This is a genomic window from Chryseobacterium oleae, assembly GCF_900115055.1.
Lineage (GTDB): Bacteria > Bacteroidota > Bacteroidia > Flavobacteriales > Weeksellaceae > Chryseobacterium > Chryseobacterium oleae.
The window spans coordinates 417520-439821 of record NZ_FOVD01000003.1 but is presented as its reverse complement, the minus strand read 5'-3'; the positions used below and the strand labels follow the sequence as shown (position 1 = coordinate 439821).

Sequence of the window (22302 nt, the reverse complement as noted above, 5' to 3'; positions counted from 1 at the left end):
TGCCATCCGTTCTTCAATTTTACCCGATTCAGACTATTATGTCGATAAACATCTATGCTTTTATCGATATATATCGATGCCCTTTGTGATTTATTTTTTCCTGCAATGTCGTTACTTTGTATCAACAAAAACAACAAATGAAAAAACGTATAAAATTAAAATCACAAACACAGTTTTAATTTTATACGGATAAACAAGAGTAATTGTAGGTGTAAAGTTATAAAACTATAATTGCTTAAAAGCTAAGTGATGAATTAATATAAGTGTATGCATGACCTTTGGCTGAATTTCTCGAAAGCCACTATTAAAAAAACACAAATTACTATAGAGAAGTTTTGGTATGTGAAGGTCGTTTAACACAGAAAAAGAGGAGCTGTCCATGGGATCAGCTTCTTTTTTTATGCCGTCATTTCAGCCGATCAGGCATCTCCATAAAAAGTAGACATCTGTGAACATCAGTGTAATCAGTGGTTAATTATAAAACATTTTATTACAACCTGAAAATAATTTCTTTTTGCTCACGCAGATTTTGCTGATGGAACAGATTTTAATTCATACTTTTTTAAACCATTAAGATCAATGAAGGAAGATTAGTTAAGACAAAATCAAATGATTTTTTAAGCTGTATGTCTTAAAGCGAAGCTCAAACTTTATATTCTTAAAAGCTTAACAGAATCTTAATGGTTTAAATTTTTTCTCTCGCAGATGAAACGGATGAAGCAGGATTAATCTGCGCGAAATTTTAAAACATTTTCGTGATCTTAAAAATCTGGAATTTTCTATTGCAGAAACCACATTTCAAAAGAACTGCCTTCTTCCTGTGCATGATAAATAAGATAGCCCCGATGGGCTTCCATAATGCTTTTGGAAAGCGTTAAACCAATTCCGGAGCCGCCGTTTCTTGTCGTGAAAAACGGAAGGAATATTTTGTTTTTAATCTCATCGGTAATGCCAGAACCATTGTCTGTTAACGTTAAAATAACCCTGTTGTTTTGAGATCTTATGGATGTTGTAATGATTTTTTCTTCTTTTTCTGAGACCGCAAATATAGCGTTAAGATAAAGGTTAATAATGCTTCGTTCAATCATTTTTACATCTGCGGAAACAAAATGTTCTTCCAGATCTAAAACCACCTGGATATTATTTTTTTCAAATTCGTGTTTTAAGAAATCGACGGCAGATTCTGTAATTGTTTTCAGCGATACATTTTTAAGAATAGGTTTGGGAAGTTCGGCCACCTGACGGTAATTGTCAACAAAATTGAGCAGCTGTTTTGATTTCGAAGTAATAATCATCAGACTTTCTCTCATTTCTTCCTGATCTTCCTTGTTTACAGTCTCTTGATTACTGATGTATTCCAGATTTTGGATAAGACTGTTGACCGGAGTTAATGTATTTAAAAGTTCATGGGAAATTACTTTCATAAGGTTGTTCCAGGCCAGTTTTTCTTTCTGTTCAATGATTTTCTGAACAGATTCCAAAGTGATGATGAAAAAGCTGTGTTGAACATTTTTCACCTGCTTCGTTCTCATGGAAAAAGACTGTTTCGCATTCTGGCGGATAGAAATATCAAGGAATTCCTGCCAGCTCTCATAATTGGTCTCTTCAATAATTTTATAAAATTCAGGTATTTTAGCGGCATACAGCTTCCATGAATTGTATTTTGGAATTTCAAGTATATTCAGGAAAGTAGGGTTTACATAAAATACTTTCCATTCCTTATCAGTTTCAGATAAAATCATCAGACCGGTGTCTATTTGGTCTAAAATGCTTTCATACAGCAGTTTGTAGGAAGATAGGGAGAGGTGTTCATTTTTACTTTGGTAGTATAACTGTACACTGCTGCTTATTAACTCAGAAGCTTCTTCCTTTGGAAATAATGAAAAATCTTTTTTGATGATGGATTGAATAATTTTCTCCGTTTTTGCAATTTGAGATAAAAATGAGGAATTGGCTAAAATGATTAGAATCAGCATCAGTGCAGAAAAAAGAAGCACATTGATCCATTTTTCCAACTGGAAGAAATGATAGCCCAATATTCCGCAAACGATGGCCAATGAAATGTAAATCAGCCAGATGTAATTATTTTTACGCATTGAAATGTATCTATAGATTCAATTATAATCCGAACTTTTCCATTCTTCTGTACAAAGCTGCTCTTGAGAGTCCCAGGTCTTCTGCTGCCAAAGATATGTTGCCCTGATGTTTTTTCAGCGCTTTTTTGATGAGTATTTCTTCCATGTCTTCAATATTCAGGTTAGTGATTGTACTTTCCTGTTCTTCCAGTTGAGGCATCAGCAGCTGAAGACTTTTGTCGTTGGATAAAATCACACTTCGTTCTATACAATGGTCCAGTTCACGGATATTTCCGGGCCATGGATAGTTTTTTAGCTGGGATAATAAGTTTTCAGATAATTCTAAATTCGGCTTATGGTATTTCTGCTTATATCGGTCTAAGAAATAGGTAGCTAAAAGATGAATGTCCTCCTGCCTTTCTCTCAAAGCGGGAATATTAATTTCCACCGTATTGATTCTGTAGTATAAATCCTGTCGAAAACGGTTCTCCGCGACTGCTTTTTTCAAGTTCTCGTTGGTTGCAAAAATAAAACGCACATCCAGCATTCTTTCCTTCGTTTCACCAATTCTGGAAAGTTTTCTGTTCTGGATTAAACTTAGCAGTTTGGTCTGGAGCTGAAGAGGAAGATTACCGATTTCATCAAGAAAAACAGTTCCGTTCTGGGTGTTTTCTATTTTTCCTGCATAATCCTGGTGAGCGTCTGTAAAAGCCCCTTTTTTATATCCGAATAATTCCGCTTCAAAAAGATTCTCAGAAATACTTCCCAAATCGATATGTACAAAAGGCTCATTTTTTCTGTCCGACTGTTCATGAATGGATTCCGCCAAAACATATTTTCCCGTTCCGTTTTCCCCCAAAAGAAGGATGTTGGCATCAGTTGGAGAAACTTTTTGGACCTGTTCAAGAATTTCCTGCATTTTCGGCGAATGACTGTCCAGCTGGTACTGATTGCTTTTTTGATTGATATTTTCCCACTGGCTCAGCTTTTTATTTTTTCGTGAAAGATCTACCGCAAGATTCACGGAGGCATACAGTTTTTCGTTATTCCATGGTTTAAGGATAAAATCGGAAGCTCCTTTTTTTAAACCTTCGATCGCTAATTCCACTTCGCCGTAAGCCGTCATCAGAATGACAGGGAGTTGGGGTTCAAGGGTTTTGATCTCATTCATCCAATACAGGCCATCCTGACCACTTTCAAATCCTTTCCGGAAATTCATATCTAAAACCACCGCATCGATCTGATGTTCAATGATAAATTTCAGAACTTTTGTGGGCTGGCTGAGACAGCTTACTTCCGAGAAAAATTTCTTGAGCCAGACTCTTGCAGAAAATAAAATATCTTCATCATCATCTACAATCAATATATGGGCTTCTTTTTTACGCATATTATTTAAAAAATTAATTAAAACAGAGAACTCGTTACACAAATGTAAAGCTTAAGTGTTCATTTTCGCACAAAAAGTGTCCGATAATGAACAGTTTTAACCAATGGGTTTAAAGCTTTATTTCAGATTGTCAATCACTTACAGATTTATAATTTACTGGCATCTGGATTGTGTAATTAATTGTAAGCAAACGAGTTATCTTAATTATGGATACGAAAATAGTAAAAAAGAAATCTACATTGAAAATTGTTTTAATCGGATTGATGATTATAGTGGCAGGATCACTGTTCAGTCTGTATTTCATGAAACAGAAAAAGACGTATAATATTTCAGCGGAAGAAATTCAGATAGAAGAAGTCACCCGTGGAAAATTTGAAGACATGCTGATGCTCACCGCACAGACACAATCTTTAAACTCATCCCTGGTGAATGTTCTGGAAGGAGGCGCCATAAAGGAAAAATTTGCGGAAGACGGACAGATCCTTACAAAAGGACAACCCATTGCAAGAGTCTACAATCCGAATACAGAATTTAATTATCTGAATCAGGAAACGGGAATCATGCAGCAGATCAGCCAGATGAGAAGTACACTTCTTGAACTTAAAAATCAGGAATTCGTTCAGGATAAAGAACTGTTGCAGTCCCAGAATGATTATAATACGGCTTTACAGTCGTTTAATCTGCAAAAACGTCTTTATGATGCTGAGATCGGGAAAAAGACGGATTATGACATCAGTCTGCAGAATCTGAATTACCAGAAGCAAAGAAAATCAATCGTAGAAAAGGGAGCTTTTAACGAAAAAAAATCAAGAAGCTCACAAATGTCTGCCATTAATTCTTCTATCAGTCAAATGGAGAAAAGCCGTCAGATCCTGCATTCCAACAAAAACAATTTCCTGATCATGGCTCCGGTTTCAGGAAGGCTGTCATCATTTAATGTTTCAATAGGCGAAAACCTGACAACAGGACAGAGTATTGGTAAAATTGATTTGATGGATGGCTATAAATTGGTAGCTAAAGTAGATGAATACTACATCAATAAACTTCAGAACGGAATCAAAGGAAGTCTCGATAACGATGGTAAATCATATGAAGTGATCATCACTAAAATTTTACCGGAAGTAAAAGACGGACAGTTTTCTGTAGAACTTAACTTTACAGATGTAAAACCGCAAAACCTGAAAATAGGTATGACCTTTGGCGTAAAACTCAAACTGTCTGCTGATACCCAGAGTGTAATGGTTCCAAAAGGTAACTTTTATAAAGATACCAACGGAAAATGGATCTTCGTGGTCAAAGGAAATAAAGCGGAAAAAAGAAACGTTGTTTTAGGTCGCGAAAATCCTTTATTTTACGAAGTAGTTTCAGGACTGAAAAGCGGAGAAACAGTGATTACATCTGACTATTCAGATATTAAAAAATACGAAATCCTTGAGATTAAAAAATAATAATAACCTTCACCTTTAAATAAAAATTAAAATGATCAACGTTCAGAATCTTTCTAAAATCTATAAAACTGAAGACGTACAGACCAATGCTTTGAATAACATCAGTCTTCATATCAAAGAAGGGGAGTTTGTAGCTATAATGGGCCCCTCAGGCTGTGGGAAATCTACATTTCTTAATATTCTTGGCCTGCTGGATGATGCTTCCACGGGATCTTACAAATTTGGAGAAGTGGAAACGGTAAAAGCAGGAGAGAAAAAGAAATCGGCTATCCGAAAGAAAAATATAGGCTTTATTTTCCAGAATTTCAATCTGATAGATGAGCTTAGTGTGTATGAAAATATAGAATTACCCTTGATTTATAACGGAGTTTCCTCTTCTGAGAGAAAAAGAAGGGTAGAGGAAATTATGGAGCAAATCAATATCGGACACCGTGCCAAGCATTATCCCCAGCAGCTTTCGGGAGGTCAGCAGCAAAGAGCGGCTGTTGCAAGAGCTTTGGTGACAAAACCTCAATTGATTCTTGCCGATGAGCCTACCGGAAATCTTGACAGTTCCAACGGAAATGAAGTGATGAATCTCCTGGCAGAACTTCACAGAGAAGGTTCCACCATTGTCATGGTAACGCACTCTTCTTATGATGCAGGGTTTGCCTCCAGAATTGTGAATATGAAGGATGGTGAAATATTTAATGAAGAACATGCTTCCCAAAGAAGAGATGTTTTCGAAAAGGCAGATGCACAGGAGCTCCAGTAACTGGAACATTTTTAACTCATTATATTGTAAAAAACTAATAACCGTGGAACTCAGTTTCCTGGATATCAGGTGTATTTTCAACCTGAATCCTCCTGGGAATATACCTTCATTACTTACAAAATTATACGATCATGCTTAATAACTGGCTTAAAATTGCTTTCATCAATTATAAAAAGAACTGGCTGTCTACCGCAATCAATTTATTTGGACTTACGGTTGGTCTTACCGGATTTATGCTGATTCTGCTGCATTGGAATGATGAAGAGTCATTCGAAAAATGGAATCCTAAAAAGAACGAGATCTACTATTTCCAAACGTATCATAAGAAAGAGAATTCTTACGGGAATAATCTTTCGGTTCCTATGGCAAGACGTGCGAAGGATGTAATTCCGGGAGTAGAAGACTATGTTTTGTTCAATAGCGCAGGAATAGGGTTTAAAATGACCACAAAAAATAAAACAGCCTATCAGCAGGATGGGCTGACTGCCAGTGAGCATTTTTTTAATTTTTTCCCTTTTAAACTGGTTTCCGGAAGCTATAAAAATGCATTGAAAGGAGATGGCGTTATAGCACTCTCAACAACTGCTGCCAAAAATCTTTTCGGAACGACTAATGTTGCCGGAGAAAGTGTCAAATTTGACAATAAAAATTATGTGGTAACGGCTGTTTATGAACTACCAAAAGAAAATAGCCAGATCAAACCGGAATTTGTTCTCAATCCCGTACAACAGATTAAAAATGATGAAAATAACTGGGGAAATTTCAATTTTGGGTGTTTTTTTATGCTTAAAAAAGGGACAGATCCTTCTACTTTACGACAAAAATTTATAACTGATATTTTTGAATACAGGGCAAAACTGGATAAGGATTCCGAAGGAATGACTCCTCAGCAGTATCTGGATCTGTATGGTCCTACGGATAGTCTGCTCACCCCTCTTGATCAAGTAAAACTACACGCAAAAGCATCATGGTTCGGCGTACCTGATTTCAAAACCTTAATGATACTGTTTACGCTTTCTGTTTTAATTGTTGTTTTGTCAGCTATTAATTTCATCAATCTGAAAACGGCACAGGCTTCTCAACGGGCCAAAGAAATCGGAGTAAGAAAAGCCATTGGCAGTACAAAAACCAATCTTATTGTTCAGTTTTTACTGGAAACTTTTGTTCTTTGTATCGCTTCTTATCTGCTTTCACTGGCTTTAACAGAGCTTCTTTTACCAAGCTTCAACAAGTTTTTTGATAAGGAAATGAAGATGAACGACTGGCATGTCTACTTTTATTCCTTTGTCATGGTGATTATGGTCACATTGATCTCCGGGTTGATTCCGGCCATGTATCTGTCCAATTTCAAAGCCATAGAAACTCTGAAAGGAAACTTTGCAAGAAGCAAACACGGAATTTGGCTGAGAAACGGAATTCTGACTCTACAGCTTATTATTTCATCATTCTTCATTATTGGCGGATTGATCGTGAATCAGCAGGTGAAGCATATGATGAACAAAGATCTTGGCTATAGCGGAAAACAGATACTGATCGTCAACTTCAGGGAATTTAATCCAAAGCCATGGCTGAAATACGAAAGATTAAGAACCGAAATGAGCAAGATACCGGGAGTGGATGAAGTTACTTATGGAGAAATTATTCCCGGAACCAACAGATCCAGCAGTTCAAATGTTGATTTTATGAATCAAAGTATCCAGGCTCAGCACGGATCTATGGATTACAATTACCTCCAGTTTATGAATGTGAAACTGAAAAAAGGACGCTGGCTGGATCCGAATCTCGCCTCTGATACCATCAATACTGCTTTGGTCAACGAGGCTTTTGTTAAGAAATTCGGCTGGAATGATGATGAAGCTTTAAAGAATGAGATCCGTCCGGGATTTGACAGCATAAAATATCATATTGTAGGAATCGTAAAAGATTTCAATGTCAGAAGTTTAAGATCTGAAATAGAACCTACTGTATTTTTTCATTACAGGGAAACCGACTGGAAAAAAGAATATGTTTATAATATTCAGCTGAAAATAAAACCGGATGATATTGAAGGTACCGTAAACAGGATTAAAAAATATTGGTCGGGCTCGGTAGAACCGGGGTATCCTTTTGACTACTTTTTTATCGATCAGAAATTTGCCAAAACCTTTGAAAGATACCAAAAACAGCAAACTCTTTTCACGATTCTGAATGCAATGGTTTTAATGGTAGCCTTGTTAGGATTATTTGCTTTGTCTTCATTAATGATTGAACAGAAACTGAAAGATGTAGCCATTAAAAAGACTTTGGGAGCTTCAGACGGAATTTTAATCATGGGACTGACCAAACAATTCCTTTGGATTACATTGACAGCAGTTCTTATAAGCATTCCGATCAGTTATTATCTGATGAACGAATGGCTGAAAGACTTTGCTTACAGAATAGATATGCCGGTTTGGCCATTCATTATAAGTCTTCTTACGCTGCTTATTTTAACATTCGCTGTCGTGAGTATCAAAGCCTACAAAGCAACCAAAGTAAGCCTTGTGAAGTATCTTAAATATGAATGATACTCATTTTAAGTCTTTATTTCCTTTACAATAACCTGAGTTCGGAATAGGAGATTTTGTTTTTAACGATATCAGAAAGTCATAAGCTATAAGCGAGAAATTTACAACCTGTAAGAGCCTCCAGCCTAATTCGAACTCAATTTAAATTCATCTTGTACATGAAAAATCTAATCTTCATATTTTTTGTGGGGCTATTTCCTGCACAGCAATCATGGAATCTTCAGCAGTGTCTGGACTATGCTGCGGCCAATCATCCGCTGGTCAAACAGGCAACGGTAAACATAAAGAAAAATGATCATCAGATTGCAGCTTCAAAAGGAATGTTATTGCCTTCTATAGAGGCTGGTGTTGATCATAGCTATAGTTTCGGATCATCAATTAATCAGTCCAGTAATCAGAGAGAAGTACTGAATACACAATACGACCAGCTTAAGGCTCAGGCCAATATTGAGCTTTTCAACTGGCGAAATTATGTGAATATTTCCCTTTCAAAACTCAACAAAGAAACCAGCTCCTACAAGCTTAAAAGAGCTCAGAACGAAGTGAAACTGAATGTCATTCAAACCTTTTTTATCTACCAAAACAGTAAAAGCTGGCTGGATGTTCTGGAAACGCAGATTTCAGGGATTGAAGAGCAGATTAAGCGAACTGAAAAAGAAGTGGAAATAGGAAGCCGCTCAAAAAGTGACATTTATGACATAAAAGCCAATTTAGGAACGTTGCAGGAACAATGGGTAAGTGCAAAAAATCAACGTGATCTGGCCAAAATAAATCTTCTTAACGCTTTAGCCATCCCTCAGGATTCTATTGATTTTGTGACTACTCATGAGGAGGCTTTAGCGGAAGATGATTTCAATCAGTCTGATTTTACAGAAAGGTTACTGGAAAATAATCCGGCATACCAGACTGTTCTTGCAGAAATCAAAGCCCAGGAAAAAACGGTAGATCTTGCAGGTTCAGCTTATTTACCAACCCTTAACGGAAGCTACAGCTGGTCTACTTTTTATAACAAATCTTTAAATAATAATGCTTCTACTGCCAGTTTTTCCGATCAGTTTAGCCAAAACAAAAACCAATCGGTGTTTTTTGGACTTAATATTCCGATTTTTAATAAGTTTCAGGTCAAAAACAACGTGGAAGTCGCTAAGTTAAATGTGATCAATTCTACTTATGATAAAGAATTGATTGTGAACAATCTTACTCAAAGCATCAATTCCATAAAGGCCCAGTATATCAATGCTCAGGAAAAATACACCCTTTTAGAAGCTAATTTTGAAAATCAGAAACTGTCTTTTCAGAAATCAGAAGAAAAATACAAAGAAGGACTTATGGATGCCTATACCTTCTTCGTCGTGCGAAACAACTGGCTTCAGGCCAATTATAATCTGATCAACAGTAAAAACGATGTCATCCAGCAAACGGAATTGTTAAAAGTACTGAAGACCGGATTATAACCGACTGTTGTAAATAGCTATTTTAAACATTCAGAGATATTGTATCATCATATGAAATTCAATAAGGGCTGTCTCACTTTTGAGACAGCCTTTATTGAATGTGTTTGATTATTAAATTTTACACAATGTTGTAGGAAAAATCTCTGGTGTATTGCTGTTAAGGATGAATCACTACAGGAGTTCCACCGCAGGTTGCATTACAAACATCATACGGACCAGGACCGAGTGGTAAATCGGTTTGGCCTTGGTAAAATCCGAGACAGCAGTTGAAACATGTTGAGAACTCAGCATTTTCCCAGCTGCCGCAGGGACCTGCGGCCACGCCTCCGTTTACACTCTTTAGTTTGGATCTGTTTAAAGCTTCGAGACTCATAGCATTCAGTTTTAATTTTGTATTTTTCATGATAAATATTTTGGTAACTCAAATATAATCAATAATGTAAATGGAATCTGAAGAAATGTATTGTAGGTTTAATTTTTTTTCAGATTGTGAGTGTACCTAATGTTTACGGTTTTTTTACAAAGTTGGAAAATTCCTATCCTGTTATGGTTTTATTCCATATCCGAAACCTTTACCAGCTCCACCAATTGGATAGGTTCGCTCATCAGCTCATCCATCTGCGACGCAAAATTTTTAAAATGAGCGGTTTGGGTATGAAATTCAAATGCGGCAGTGTCCTTAAAGGCCTCACGCATATAAAAGGTACCGGCATTGTTTTTATCCTCAAAAAGAATATAGTAAAGGCATCCTGGTTCGCTGCGTGTGGGATTTATCAGTTGTAACAGAGCCTCTTTTAAGGCTGTTCTTTTTCCTTCTTTAGCTTTTAAAACGGCTGTTGATAAAAATTGTTCGTCAGTCATAATGTTTAAATTTTATTATTAATTACTTTTCGAAATTTGTTCAAAGTTTTACCCTGTAAATAAAATAAGGCGGCTTCCCTTTATCCTGATCACCTGAAAACGCAGTGGTTCTATCCAACTGATTTACCGAAATATATAGATATCCGTCTTCAGAAACTGCTACGTTATCGGGCCATTGTAACCTTCCGTCTTTAACCACTTCATTTAGCTTTCCGTTGACATCAAGCTTACTGATGCTGTGTCCGCCAAGGTTGGTGATATAATGATTGCCGTACTGATCCGTCGCTGCACCATCACTGACAGGTTTATCTCCGAATTTCTGAATAGCATTACCAATCAATTTATCATCAGCATTGTCCCGGAAAAGTCTGGCCGGAACCTGATACCATGCAGTACCATTCATGGATCCAAAGAAAATGGTTTCCCTGTCGTTTGAAAGAGTAATAGGATTAACACCTACCCGGGAAGGTTTTCCGCCAAAATCAATCACTTGTCCATCGATAATCATATCGACATCTTCAGACTGTAAAGCCTCATGTCCGCTGAATCTTCTGGCTTTTTTTGTTTTCAGGTTTAAAGCAATAATACCGGGATTAGCAATATCAGCAAGATAAGCCCAGCCGTTTTTTTCGTCGATCGCAACATCCTGGACAAAGCTTCCTTTGGGAGCAATATCAGCCGGCAATTCAATTTTTTCTACTACTTTATTTTTCTTTAAATCAAAACACCACAGACGGGTTTTCCCCAGTTCCAGACCCATATCGATCATCCAGAGACGGTTTTCTTTATCTACGGTAACGCCCAGCGGCGTGTCAAACTTGTCATAGTCTGCCGGTCCGCCGTTTTTCTGTAATTCTTTCGAAGGGAATGCAACAGGTTTTCCATGGATGATTTCTACCAGCTGCAGTTTTGGAGATGCTAAAGGATGAATAGTGGCAAAGACCCGTCCATTACGGCTTACTGCTACATTTCCAGGTCTCATTTCATCAAACTGTGCTACGACTTCAAGCGGGTTTCCCTGTTGCTTAAGATACGATGCAGTTCCTTCTGTCCAGTCTTTACGGACTGGTGTGAAAAAGTCCAGATCCTCGGTACCGTCTTCCAGACAGAAAAATTCGTGGGTGATATTGGCAGGAATGATCAGGACACCACCGGCTTTTACGATGTGCTCCTTATTATTCATCAGAACCTTAACGCTACCTTTTGTAATATATGTTACCTGTTCATTCGGATGCTGGTGTGGCGGAACATGAGAACCTTTATCCATTTTCCAGAATGCAAAAGTGCTTTCCGCGCCCGAAACCCATTTTCGCTGTAAACCTTGACCTACCTGCTCCCAGGGTCCTTTATTGAAATCGGTTTGCAGTACCTTTTGCTGGGCAGAGATCAGGCTGAAGGAGAGTAGGGCTGCTACATGTATAAAAGCTGATTTTCTTGTCTTCATGAGATTGAATATTTATATTTTAAAATTTAATACTGTGCTTTTGCTTGGGAAGAGGTCCAGATTCGCTGGTAGCCGACATCATTAGTGTTCGGTAATATCACTTCGTAAGCGTTTTTCTCGTCAAGCTGAACGGTGATTTTTGTATCGGAAAAATTTCCTTCTATCATATGTCCTCCGGCTTTTTTATCATCTGATATAAAATGAAAATGAAACGGTGATAAATCCAAGCCGCCTGCGTACCCGGGATTGTAAAAACCTACAAGAGTTCCCTTGATATTCTGTTTCTTGTACAATGGTCTTGTTTTCATAAAAGTGGCAATACCTGTGACATCTTTTTCATCCACCTTTATCGCTCCACCCAATGTTAAACTGCTGAATATTGCTTCTATTTTTATAGCATAAAAGCGATTGCGCGAGGGCAAAATTTCAGGTAGTTTCTTCAGAAGATCATCAACCGTTTTAATTTCCTCAAGTGTTACAGATTTATCTTTTTTGAAAAAAGTAAACGAACCAAACGGAACCTTTCTTCTTTTATCTGCCTCTTCAACAGATCCGTTGGTTGCAATGCGGTATATTTTGCCATCCATCGCAATCAGTTCGCCATCCAGAAAATTATAGGTTCCCAGTCCGAAATCGCCTTTTTGTTTTAATTCTTTTACAGTAATGTCTCCTGTATATACTCCATTTCTCATGGCATCCATGGAAGAGTAGTGGTAGATTTTATCTTCAGTCCGCTGTGCATGCAGTGAAACGGACAGCATAGATAAAAGTGTTGTACTTAATAATGTTTTTGTCATAGATCTCAACTTATGTTCTATGGAGCAAAATTATACTGATTTTAAGCAGATTAATGGTATATTGTTTCTATGTTTTTGTATATTTTTGCTCATATCAATAAAATACGATTTGTATGAACCGCGATGTATTATACCAGCCTTACAGTATTCATTTTGAAACTTTAGATACCTTTCCGGAGAAGGAAAGTCGGAAGAACTTTTTCGAGCTTGTTTTTATATTGTCGGGAACGGGTAGGCATTGTATCAACAAGCATAGTTTTTCCTATTCCGACAACCATATGTTTCTGCTGACCCCTCAGGATTGCAGTCAGTTCTGGATCGACAGTACAACAAGGTTTTTCTTTCTGCAGTTCAGTAATATCTATTTAAAAGACAGCAGCATTTCAAAAGAAAACATTCAACGGCTGGAATTTATTATGGAGAATGCCAACCATAAACCGGGATGTATTTTGAAAAATCAAAGTGATAAAACGCTCATCCGTCCGATTGTAGAAGCCCTCATCAGAGAGGCTGTGAACAGAGATGTCTACCATGGTGATATTACGGCTCAATTGGTGAATACCCTTATTGTAGTCGTAGCCAGGAATATCGCTAAATACCTGCCTCAAAAAATAGATGAAACCTCCGAATCACGCATCATTAATATCCTGAACTACATTCAAAGTAATATTTATGAGCCGGAAATGATCCGTACGGAAAGCATCAGTAAAGCGTTTGGGTTTTCAGAGAACTATCTCGGAAAATATTTTAAAAAACACAGCGGCGAAACCTTGCAGTCGTACGTCAATAACTATAAAACAACTTTAATAGAACATCGCCTGAAACACAGCGACAGACGAATCACTGAAATTGCTGATGAACTCGGCTTTACGGATGAAAGCCATCTGAATAAATTCTTTAAAGCCCAGCGTGGGAAAAGCCCGAAAGCTTTCAGACTGGAGTTTGCCAACACTGAATATTAGAGATTTAGAATGTGGTTAGGGAAGTTACTTGTACGCGGTATGAGTTTGAGAGTCGGAGCGTTTTAGGGTTTTAGAGATTCGGAATGCTCATATCCACCAAAAGATTCACCATTCACCTGCCAAGCAAAATTCACCATTGACATTTTTAAAAGTGAAATAAATAAAAAAAACACCTGCATCAGAGGGTTTCCGAAATAAATACATAATTTCGCATCATGAGAATTTTTCTATATGCATTGTTATGCTTTCCACTTTCATTTTTCTCACAGACGACGGCAAAGGTAGTTGGGATTTCAGATGGAGACACGATCACAGTTTTATTGGATGGAAATGTACAGAAGAAACTTCGGCTGGCTGAAGTAGACTGTCCCGAAAACCGGCAGCCTTTCGGAAAAAATGCCAAAAAATTTACCTCCGATCAGGTTTTTGCCAAAAAAATCATGTTTACAGAAATGAAGAAAGATCGTTATGGTCGTTCAGTGGCAAAGGTTTACTATGACAACGGAAAATATCTTTCCGCAGAAATTATAAAGGCCGGATATGGCTGGTGGTATTATTCTTATTCCAAAGATGCAGATCTTGGAGCGATGCAAAATAAGGCAAAAACAAAAAAGCTGGGTTTGTGGCAGGATAAAACAGCCGTTTCACCTTGGGATTTCCGTAAAGAACAGAGAGAGAAGGCGAAACAGAAGCGTCTTCAGAAGCAAGGAGTGATCTGATGATTTGTTGATGGGATATTGGGCTTCAAAAGTACTTTTGAGGAAACCCATGAGATTATGTAATAGAACATCCGCTTAATCAAATCAATGAAATTGATTTCTTCTTTGCATTCCTTAAATTATAAAGTAGTACAATTAAACTTTGCGTTAAAAAAACGCAGTCAATGTAGAATCAAAATTATTTTCAATTTAATTCAAAAAAGTATAAAACAAAACCGCTACACAAAATGTAGCGGTTTCTTTATAATAAACATGATAAAACTAAGACTCCGCCTTTAACAGTCCGAAACTGGATGTTGCAGGCTCTTTTCCGAATAGACACGAAAAAATATTCTGAAACTCGTGGATATACCTGCATCTGATGGAATTTCCATATATTTTCAGACCTTCCAGAATCTTTTTTGAACTTAAATCAATGTCATATTTAATAAACGCTTCCGGTCTTTCATAACGAATTCGCTGCTCTGAACTGTACGTCCGTAAGAAGCCAAATTTTTCAAGCCATTCTTCAGTAATCTGAATGGGCGTTATAGCATCTGCAGGAACTGAAATACTGTGAATGTCATTCTCAATTTTTACAAAATAATCATGGTTTCTGCCATGGAAGATTTCAGTGATCGTATACGTTTGGTTTTTGTATTCAACTAAGTTTTTAATTTTAAGATCTGCTGCGTTCATAATATTGTGAGTTTAGAAAGGTGTGTGGTCCTTAAATACTTGCAAATATTATGCCTTGCATTAGAGTAAATTGTCTTTGATTTTGAATGTTTTGTTAATTTTTTCTATAAATAATTAATTATATGTTAAAATAATATTGTTTTTTCTTAAAATCAAAGAAAAATAGAAAATAAAATGTGGTAGATGTGTGGTATCTGATGTTTGTTAAAGAACTTTAATTGTTCCCAAATCTCTGTTTCTTGCCGCAAGTACAAACGAAATTCCAACGGAAAATAAGAGTACCATTATAAAAACAGTCCAGGAATAGGCATGGAGGATATATCCGGTACCACTTCCCAGAATACTGGATCCGAAATAGTAAAACAGCCAGTAAATAGAGGTGGCTGAAGATTTTCCGTGTTTGGCATGAAGTGCAGTCATCTGACTGGCCATAGTATGAGCTGCGAAGAAAGCGAGTGTAAACAACCCGAGACCAAAAATTACGACATAAATATTCTCCGACAACAGAAGTAAAGTACCGGAAAACATAAACAGAACGGATCCTTTAAGAATAAGATTGCGGCTGAATCTTTTCGAAAGTCTGCTGGTAATCATCGTACCAAATACGCCGAAAATATACATTAAAAATATAAAAGCGATCACAAAATGGCTCAACGAAAATGGCTGATCTTCTAATCTGAAGGTCAGATAATTATAAACACTTACAAAAGTACCCATCAAAAGAGCGGCGATGCAGTATAAGCGCAGCATATAAGAATCGGTAAGAAACCTTCTCATTTGTTTGACTTTCAAAGAATAATCCGTTTTCTGGGGATTAAAGAATTTAGAATCGGGAAAGAGTTTCCAGAATACCAGTCCCAGAATCAGGCTTTCTATCCCTATGATCAGAACAGCATTCCGCCAACCGAATTCCCCGGCTAAAATGGTTGCCAGTATTCTTCCACTCATACCACCGATGGTATTTCCGCTGAGGTACATGCTGATGGCGAGGGCAACGACAGAAATATGAACTTCTTCAGTCAGATAGGCAAGTGCCACCGCTGAAACTCCGGAAACCACAAAACCTTTTAAAACACCTGTCGCAATAAGAAGGCTGAGACTTGGCATCCACGCTGAGATAATAGTAAGCAATGCAGATGAAACCAGTGAAAAAGTCATCATTTTTTTTCTTGAATAACTGTCTGCTTTAAAAGCGAAAAATAACAGTCCAATGGCCATTCCTATCGTGGAAGAAGAAACCAGGAGAGAACTGTCGCCGGCCGTTGTTTTGAAATAGTCTGAGACGGTGGGAAGCATCGGCTGAAAAAGATAAAGCTGTGCAAATACGGAAAGTCCCGAAAAGAAAATACAAAGTTTGATATACCGGAAACGCTGGCTTCCTTTTTCTGCTTTTTCAGATAGATTCATGATTTTGTACGATTAAAAACGCTGAGGTTTTTATAGAAATTAATGTCCCGTAAAGTTCATGATATTTTTTGAATTCTGAAAACGCTTTATTCAATCAGGTTTATTGGCAAAACCGATTATCGCTGCATTCTGCTGATGTATTCTGATGGGGTGCTTCCTTCGATCTGTTTAAAAACCCGGTTAAAGGTAGACTGGTTAGAAAATCCGGCTTCGGTATAGATATACATTAAAGTCACACGTTCCAGATCGTTTTCATCCAGAAGCTTTTTAACACAATTGATTCTGTACAGATTAAGATAATTATTGAAATTCGGAAAGCCTTTATGCCGTATCGATTTGGAAATATAACTGCTGTTCACATCCATTTCTGCGGATAATTTGGAAATGTTGAAATTCACATCCTTGTAAAGATGTTTCTCTTTCATTATGTGTTCGATTTTTTTAAACAATTCTTCTGAATAGCTGTCTTTTTCTACAGGAGGCATTGTTGTTTTAAAATCTGTCTGGAGTCTTTCCTCAATTTCATTATAAATTTCCACACGTCTGATCTTGTCTTTAAAATAGAGGAGGAGTGCTATGACGGCTACATTAGAGATCATCAGTACAGTATCGGTCATTTTCACATCTTCGGGGCTGTGTTTTGGAAAATTGAAATCAAAATTATTAGAAATCAAATATCCTAAGACGATATTGAAAAGCACATAAATGAAATAGAATAAAACATATTTTCTTGTAAGAAAAACATAGGCTCCCAGAAGAATAGGAATCAGCCAGACAAAGCTCGCCACAGAATTGTTCCAGAAAGCCAGCATAATGTAAAAATTGTAAAAGGAAGCAGCAATCATATAGGTGTGAATCAATACTTCCACCGAGTAACTTTTACGGACAATAATATAAGTGTAGACCATGAAAAACAATCCGCCATACAGATACCGGGACATGGTTTTGTCCGGAATGATAAACGTGTAGATCAAAGCAAATACAGAAAGAATGATGGCCATCAGAATCATATAGTAATGGATCAGCTGTCTTTTGTAATGTTCAATTCTTTCAGTCTTGATGTTATGAGTGGTTGCCATTTGTGTTTCGACGGTAATTAGATTTCGTTTCAATATCTACATGAGCAGTCAATATCAGGAAATGACTGGGTTAAGTTATTGTTTTTTAAGTTTTTGTGTTTTTTAAGCCGTTTCCGGTTTTTCATTGATTATTTATAAAATTGATTTATTCCTGCGGATAACTTTGCCATCAGATCAATTGCCCAAACAGTCAGTTACAATTCATTTGTATCTATCAAGATAATGATCTTACATGGTCCTGCCTTATCAATAAAAAACAAATATAATCAAAAATGAAGAAAATTAAATTATCTCTTTGGAGCCTCGCTCTGACTCTTATTTCCAGTACCGTTTTAGCTCAGGTTGGTATCAATACAGAAGCCCCTAAAGCCACACTTCATGTAGCAGGAAAACCCGATGTAGCTAATGTGGCAGATGGAGTAATTGCCCCAAGAATGACGGGAAATCAGCTTAAAGCTAAAGACGACGTATATCTTGCAGATCAGACCGGTGCATTGGTCTATGTCACTCAGGCTGTAACGACGGCTTCTGTAAAAACAGCAAAGGTAGATAAGCCCGGATATTATATGTTCAATGGTGAAACCTGGAAATTTGCGTTTGGAGGAAGTAATGATGATATCGTAATAGGGGAATTGGTATATTATCATGGAAGTATCCCGGCATCCACTTCAGGGACGAATATCCTGGCCAGTACCTATCTTTCTGATCTTCCGGTTTTGGGTGGTGTGTTAAGGCTGGATGCGCAGTTTGACGGAAATTCATCCGGAGCAGGTGCTGCGACTACATTTAATCCGCGTCTTTATAATGTAGGTACGTCGGATATTAAAATCTGGGTTTCTGAGATGTCTACCCATACAGGAGATTCAGATAACGGGAATATCAAACTTTCGCCGGGTACTTTCAGGCAGTTTGATGACGGAGTTTATCTTACACAAACTCACAATGAAACGGTGACCTTTGATATTACGTTACAGGAACCGGAACCAAGATGGTACAGAGTATATTATGCGTTCCGTGTGGATAATAAATCTACGGCGGGATCGAGTAATACGACAACTACAGATCCAAATACAGCGGACAATACCAGAGAATTATTTTTATCAGTTCAGAGACTTTATTAATCATCATCTGCATGTCCGATTCTAAAAACACACACTTACACTAACGATAGAAAAACAGATATAAAAATACTCTGAAACTGACCGAGAAGTCACATCAGTAACTTGTTTTTGTACCGGGACCGGATTTCTCATGAGAGATTCCGGTCCCAATTTTTTAAACTTTTGATTTCCTGATGGTTAATGCATCATTTCATGTACTTTGATGAGCTCGGCAATATTGCTGATGTTCAGTTTTTGAAAAATTCTTTTTTTATAGGTACTCACGGTAGACATCTGGATATCGAGCTTGTTTCCTATTTCAAGATTCCCGTTGCCGCTCGCCAGTAGTGTAAAGATTTCATATTCACGGGTTGACAGTTTTTCGGCAGGATTGCTCTTTTTATTCTGGATGATAAGTCCGATCAGTTCGCCAGGATAATAATACCCCTTTTGAATGACGGACTTTACAGCTTCTCTGATCTCTTCTTCAGTGCTTTGCTTGCTGAGATAGCCTTCAGCGCCTTCCCGGATATATTGGATGGCAACGTTTTTATCATGTCCTGAAAATATAAGGATCTTCAGGCTTTCCTGTATGTTTTTAAGTTCAGTAACCATTTTCTTATACTGAGTTCCTGGCATATCAATGTCCAGAAGGATCAGGTCATAATGACGCTCAGACAAATGTTTCTGTACCTGTTCATAATTTTCTGCGAAATCAATGGTAAGCTTTGGATAAGCGGACTCTAACACTAAAGCAGTTCCTGCTCTTACGACATAGTGGTCATCCGCGATTAAGATTCGTTCATTCATAAAAAATAGGCATTAATAAGAGTAGTTTCAACGATAGTTCCGGCGGAATGACAAGGCCTGAAATTAATTTTTGCATTAATTTTTCTGACCAGATGAATGACTCCAGGCAGACTGGTGTAGTCAAAGATCTGTTCGGCAGACATTTCCGCTTCCGTATCGGCGGTTATTATAATTAGTTTTTGATGGTTTCTGATGGTGGTGAAAGCTGTTTGGGCCCGTTTGCCGGAACAAGAGATGGGTTTATACCAAGTTTCAGCAATGGTTTTTGCCTTCTTTTGCAAAAGTCCGTTGCTGTTATCATGTTCCGCGGAAGTATGACGTTGTCTGAAAATGTCCGGAAACAAAATGACAGAAAACAATGTCCAAGCCTTCATAACTCTATAAAATGATCTATGTTTTCCGGATGATTAGGACGGAAGTGTATTAATAATAGTCATTGTACAAGTCGAAGTTTTTTTAAGTGTGGGGAATAACTGAATATAATTTTCTTTCATTAAATATTTTCGTGTTATGTGTTTTTGTTTTTAAACAGATTTGGTTTATGGTGTAAAATTAGTGATTTTATACGCATAAATTATCATACTGTGAGATAATTTGATGACGATTTTATCTATTAAACAGGCCGATATCATCAAAAGGTTGTAGGTTTTATTCTACAGGTGGTGAAATATTATTCTACCTGTTTTATTTCGTTAACAGATTGAAGAATACTATTTTTGGGCTGCGGCTTTAAAAATTCAGAATTTAGATTTTTATTGAATTGAAATAACCAGTCAGATGAATTCTAAAAGCACAGATGCAATGGCTGAATGACCTGTTCCCTCATATGATTTCAGCCTTTTACATCCAAAGAGAAAGCGGTTTCAATGCTTCGTAGGATCTCTTTTAATTTGAGCTTTATACATGCCTTTTTATATTCTAATCAGTCCGGAATGCTTTTTTAGTATCCGGATTTTTTTTTGTCATCACTGAGCTCAACTTTTCGATTCAGACGCAAAAATTGTAGATTAAACAAAATTAATCAGCTCCCGCAGATGATATGATATAGCAGATTAATAAAAGTAAAAATCTGTATCATCTGCGTGAATTAAAAAAAATAATCAATGAAGTTGAAAAAATAAAGTTGATTTGCTTCGAAAACTATACATATTATTTATCATTTCCATTTGTATTCGAATTAAATTAAAAACAAAAAACCTCCCAAAGTGGGAGGTGAATAAAAATTGACTGTATATTGAATAAAGATTCAATCGCTATTGATTATTTTCAAGCCATTTCAGCCTGCGTTGGTCGGGAAGGTGTTTTACTTTGAAACCTTCAAAAACTGCTGTAAAGCCGTTTCCATCCGGACATGCCGCCATTAAGCCTACCATCACCGGAGTATTGTCCTGAAGATAGGCGTTGCGCATCATCGTATAATTTTTGTCATCAAAAGAATAGAATACTTCCACAGCATCAAGCCTCCGGACTGCTTTGATCCAGACGGCAGACGGGATTTTGTCTAATGTAATGACACTCCAGTCACTGGTTCCATGGGTAACGACGGTGCTGAGATTGTATTTTCCGTCTACGAATTCGATGCCGGCTTTTATATAGTTTTTTTCATCTGTTCTCAGCATGAGCCCCATTTGATCAAATCTGGCTTTGTAATTACCACTGATCTTTACTTTGGCTTCAAATTCTCCACCGTAAGTGGTATAGTAAAAGGGGGCATCATCTACTGTAAATCCATAATGGGAAATTCTCCAGTAATCACTCTGCGGGGTGACGGACATCGATAAACTGTTGTTTTTGATCTCCCATTTTTCAGGTTCATTAAACCAATTCATCTTTTCCAATGTCTGTGCAAAGGCCGTCTGGACCCATAATACAGCACAGAAGCTTAAAACGATTTTCTTCATTCTCTTTAGCTGGGCGTAAATTATTACTTTAGCAAAAGTAAAACTAAACCTATATTCTGCCAATACTGATAAATAACCATTTATGGAGATCATAGACAAACTGAACAGTCGCCTTCTGGATAAAACGGCCGTAAAATGCCAGCTTGATATAGAAGTATATAAGCAGAGGGCATTGGTGTACATGCAGATGGAAGGGGCGGTCTCGGTCTTGAGCGATATGCAGGCTGATAAGAGCTATGTGTACAAATCGAAGGCTGCGGTGGAGCTGGGCTTAAGTATGGAAGAAAATCCTGCAGAAATCAATTCCATCTGGGAAGAGGAGATTATTAAGAAAATCCACCCGGATGATCGTCTTAAAAAATATATCCATGAACTGATGTTTTACGAACTGATGGATTCTATTGATCCGGAACTCCGGGCAGACTATTGCGTCCTTTCAAAAATCAGGATGAAGGATAAAAACGACGAATACAGGCTGGTAAAACACCGAATGTTCTATGTCTATTCGCCGGATAACGGAAAGCTGAGATTTGCGCTTTGCCTTTATCATACGGCACTGGTTCAGACACAGCCGCTGATTTCAGATTTTATGATCATCAATACCGTCAAAGGAGAAGTGATGGTTAAGGACAAACTGGATTATCAAAACATTCTTTCCAAAAGAGAACTCGAAATTTTAACATATGTAGGGGAGGGCTATGCCAGTAAAGAGATCGCGGAATTTCTTTCAATAAGCATCAATACAGTAAGCAGACACCGCCAGAATATCCTTGAAAAGCTGAAAGTGAAGAATTCCGTGCAAGCTTTTAAAGACAGTTTTCATTAAGAACTGAGCAGAGGCTTATTTTAAATATCCGAAAAGTTCACCATGCTTTTTTTA

At 37.3% G+C, this 22302-nt stretch carries 20 protein-coding genes; 8 read left to right on the top strand and 12 right to left on the bottom strand.

The annotated features are described in order from the left end of the window. Positions 1-779 precede the first annotated feature (779 nt). Together BM143_RS12650 and BM143_RS12645 are read right to left on the bottom strand one after the other, a co-directional pair. A complete protein-coding gene (locus BM143_RS12650) occupies positions 780-2096 on the bottom strand; it encodes a sensor histidine kinase (protein ID WP_090024804.1) in 1317 nt (438 codons plus the stop codon). Positions 2097-2118: 22 nt separating this feature from the next. Further along, entirely contained in the window at positions 2119-3462 is a 1344-nt protein-coding gene (locus tag BM143_RS12645) for a sigma-54-dependent transcriptional regulator (RefSeq protein ID WP_090024803.1), read from the bottom strand. A gap of 206 nt (positions 3463-3668) precedes the next feature. Here BM143_RS12645 and BM143_RS12640 point away from each other — a divergent pair, with 206 nt between their 5' ends. From BM143_RS12640 to BM143_RS12625, 4 genes are all read left to right on the top strand, one after another. Then, the gene (locus BM143_RS12640) at positions 3669-4910 is read left to right on the top strand and encodes an efflux RND transporter periplasmic adaptor subunit (protein WP_090024802.1); all 1242 of its coding nucleotides are present in this window, start codon (positions 3669-3671) and stop codon (positions 4908-4910) included. A 31-nt stretch (positions 4911-4941) separates the two neighbouring features. Continuing rightward, positions 4942-5664: an ABC transporter ATP-binding protein gene (locus BM143_RS12635; RefSeq protein WP_090024801.1), complete on the top strand. Its 723-nt coding sequence runs from the start codon at positions 4942-4944 to the stop codon at positions 5662-5664. A gap of 131 nt (positions 5665-5795) precedes the next feature. Further along, positions 5796-8210, top strand: a complete 2415-nt coding sequence (locus BM143_RS12630; protein WP_090024800.1) for an ABC transporter permease — start codon at positions 5796-5798, stop codon at positions 8208-8210. A 158-nt stretch (positions 8211-8368) separates the two neighbouring features. Next, on the top strand, positions 8369-9664 hold the full coding sequence (locus BM143_RS12625) for a TolC family protein (RefSeq protein WP_090024799.1): 1296 nt from the start codon (positions 8369-8371) through the stop codon (positions 9662-9664). 157 nt (positions 9665-9821) lie between these two features. On the opposite strand, the gene BM143_RS12620 is transcribed toward BM143_RS12625, so the two are convergent. The 4 genes from BM143_RS12620 to budA form a co-directional block, all read right to left on the bottom strand. After that, entirely contained in the window at positions 9822-10067 is a 246-nt protein-coding gene (locus tag BM143_RS12620) for a hypothetical protein (RefSeq protein ID WP_090024798.1), read from the bottom strand. A 149-nt stretch (positions 10068-10216) separates the two neighbouring features. Next, complete coding sequence (locus BM143_RS12615) at positions 10217-10525, bottom strand: putative quinol monooxygenase (protein ID WP_090024797.1); 309 nt, start codon at positions 10523-10525, stop codon at positions 10217-10219. A gap of 40 nt (positions 10526-10565) precedes the next feature. Then, a complete protein-coding gene (locus BM143_RS12610; RefSeq protein ID WP_090024796.1) occupies positions 10566-11969 on the bottom strand; it encodes an L-dopachrome tautomerase-related protein in 1404 nt (467 codons plus the stop codon). A 26-nt stretch (positions 11970-11995) separates the two neighbouring features. Then, entirely contained in the window at positions 11996-12766 is a 771-nt protein-coding gene (gene budA / locus BM143_RS12605) for an acetolactate decarboxylase (protein ID WP_090024795.1), read from the bottom strand. Positions 12767-12879: 113 nt separating this feature from the next. On the opposite strand from budA, the gene BM143_RS12600 reads away from it, so the two are divergent. After that, positions 12880-13728: an AraC family transcriptional regulator gene (locus BM143_RS12600; RefSeq protein ID WP_090024794.1), complete on the top strand. Its 849-nt coding sequence runs from the start codon at positions 12880-12882 to the stop codon at positions 13726-13728. Positions 13729-13943: 215 nt separating this feature from the next. Next, a complete protein-coding gene (locus tag BM143_RS12595) occupies positions 13944-14447 on the top strand; it encodes a thermonuclease family protein (RefSeq protein ID WP_090024793.1) in 504 nt (167 codons plus the stop codon). Positions 14448-14708: 261 nt separating this feature from the next. On the opposite strand, the gene BM143_RS12590 is transcribed toward BM143_RS12595, so the two are convergent. From BM143_RS12590 to BM143_RS12580, 3 genes are all read right to left on the bottom strand, one after another. Next, on the bottom strand, positions 14709-15125 hold the full coding sequence (locus BM143_RS12590) for a hypothetical protein (protein WP_034727493.1): 417 nt from the start codon (positions 15123-15125) through the stop codon (positions 14709-14711). Between the two features lie 204 nt (positions 15126-15329). After that, complete coding sequence (locus BM143_RS12585) at positions 15330-16532, bottom strand: MFS transporter (RefSeq protein ID WP_090024792.1); 1203 nt, start codon at positions 16530-16532, stop codon at positions 15330-15332. Positions 16533-16648: 116 nt separating this feature from the next. Then, on the bottom strand, positions 16649-17611 hold the full coding sequence (locus BM143_RS12580) for a helix-turn-helix domain-containing protein (RefSeq protein WP_090024791.1): 963 nt from the start codon (positions 17609-17611) through the stop codon (positions 16649-16651). A gap of 272 nt (positions 17612-17883) precedes the next feature. Between BM143_RS12580 and BM143_RS12575 the strand changes: the two genes are divergently transcribed. Further along, a complete protein-coding gene (locus BM143_RS12575; protein ID WP_090024790.1) occupies positions 17884-18732 on the top strand; it encodes a hypothetical protein in 849 nt (282 codons plus the stop codon). Between the two features lie 177 nt (positions 18733-18909). Here the strand turns inward: BM143_RS12575 and BM143_RS12570 are convergent, their stop codons facing one another. The 3 genes from BM143_RS12570 to BM143_RS12560 form a co-directional block, all read right to left on the bottom strand. Then, a complete protein-coding gene (locus tag BM143_RS12570; protein WP_090024789.1) occupies positions 18910-19521 on the bottom strand; it encodes a response regulator transcription factor in 612 nt (203 codons plus the stop codon). Beyond that, positions 19518-19895 carry a hypothetical protein gene (locus BM143_RS12565; protein ID WP_090024788.1) on the bottom strand — a complete coding sequence of 126 codons (378 nt, stop codon included), beginning with the start codon at positions 19893-19895 and terminating at the stop codon, positions 19518-19520. Before BM143_RS12565 ends, BM143_RS12570 begins: the two co-directional genes overlap by 4 nt. 879 nt (positions 19896-20774) lie before the next feature. Then, positions 20775-21422, bottom strand: a complete 648-nt coding sequence (locus tag BM143_RS12560) for a DUF1349 domain-containing protein (RefSeq protein ID WP_090024787.1) — start codon at positions 21420-21422, stop codon at positions 20775-20777. A gap of 82 nt (positions 21423-21504) precedes the next feature. Between BM143_RS12560 and BM143_RS12555 the strand changes: the two genes are divergently transcribed. Next, positions 21505-22248: a response regulator transcription factor gene (locus tag BM143_RS12555; protein WP_090024786.1), complete on the top strand. Its 744-nt coding sequence runs from the start codon at positions 21505-21507 to the stop codon at positions 22246-22248. Positions 22249-22302 lie beyond the last annotated feature (54 nt).

Bases quoted from the DNA above. Each gene is read 5' to 3' on its own strand.
- BM143_RS12650 (WP_090024804.1), bottom strand. From the start codon at position 2,096: ATGCGTAAAAATAATTACATCTGGCTGATTTACATTTCATTGGCCATC.
- BM143_RS12645 (WP_090024803.1), bottom strand. From the start codon at position 3,462: ATGCGTAAAAAAGAAGCCCATATATTGATTGTAGATGATGATGAAGAT.
- BM143_RS12640 (WP_090024802.1), top strand. From the start codon at position 3,669: ATGGATACGAAAATAGTAAAAAAGAAATCTACATTGAAAATTGTTTTA.
- BM143_RS12635 (WP_090024801.1), top strand. From the start codon at position 4,942: ATGATCAACGTTCAGAATCTTTCTAAAATCTATAAAACTGAAGACGTA.
- BM143_RS12630 (WP_090024800.1), top strand. From the start codon at position 5,796: ATGCTTAATAACTGGCTTAAAATTGCTTTCATCAATTATAAAAAGAAC.
- BM143_RS12625 (WP_090024799.1), top strand. From the start codon at position 8,369: ATGAAAAATCTAATCTTCATATTTTTTGTGGGGCTATTTCCTGCACAG.
- BM143_RS12620 (WP_090024798.1), bottom strand. From the start codon at position 10,067: ATGAAAAATACAAAATTAAAACTGAATGCTATGAGTCTCGAAGCTTTA.
- BM143_RS12615 (WP_090024797.1), bottom strand. From the start codon at position 10,525: ATGACTGACGAACAATTTTTATCAACAGCCGTTTTAAAAGCTAAAGAA.
- BM143_RS12610 (WP_090024796.1), bottom strand. From the start codon at position 11,969: ATGAAGACAAGAAAATCAGCTTTTATACATGTAGCAGCCCTACTCTCC.
- budA (WP_090024795.1), bottom strand. From the start codon at position 12,766: ATGACAAAAACATTATTAAGTACAACACTTTTATCTATGCTGTCCGTT.
- BM143_RS12600 (WP_090024794.1), top strand. From the start codon at position 12,880: ATGAACCGCGATGTATTATACCAGCCTTACAGTATTCATTTTGAAACT.
- BM143_RS12595 (WP_090024793.1), top strand. From the start codon at position 13,944: ATGAGAATTTTTCTATATGCATTGTTATGCTTTCCACTTTCATTTTTC.
- BM143_RS12590 (WP_034727493.1), bottom strand. From the start codon at position 15,125: ATGAACGCAGCAGATCTTAAAATTAAAAACTTAGTTGAATACAAAAAC.
- BM143_RS12585 (WP_090024792.1), bottom strand. From the start codon at position 16,532: ATGAATCTATCTGAAAAAGCAGAAAAAGGAAGCCAGCGTTTCCGGTAT.
- BM143_RS12580 (WP_090024791.1), bottom strand. From the start codon at position 17,611: ATGGCAACCACTCATAACATCAAGACTGAAAGAATTGAACATTACAAA.
- BM143_RS12575 (WP_090024790.1), top strand. From the start codon at position 17,884: ATGAAGAAAATTAAATTATCTCTTTGGAGCCTCGCTCTGACTCTTATT.
- BM143_RS12570 (WP_090024789.1), bottom strand. From the start codon at position 19,521: ATGAATGAACGAATCTTAATCGCGGATGACCACTATGTCGTAAGAGCA.
- BM143_RS12565 (WP_090024788.1), bottom strand. From the start codon at position 19,895: ATGAAGGCTTGGACATTGTTTTCTGTCATTTTGTTTCCGGACATTTTC.
- BM143_RS12560 (WP_090024787.1), bottom strand. From the start codon at position 21,422: ATGAAGAAAATCGTTTTAAGCTTCTGTGCTGTATTATGGGTCCAGACG.
- BM143_RS12555 (WP_090024786.1), top strand. From the start codon at position 21,505: ATGGAGATCATAGACAAACTGAACAGTCGCCTTCTGGATAAAACGGCC.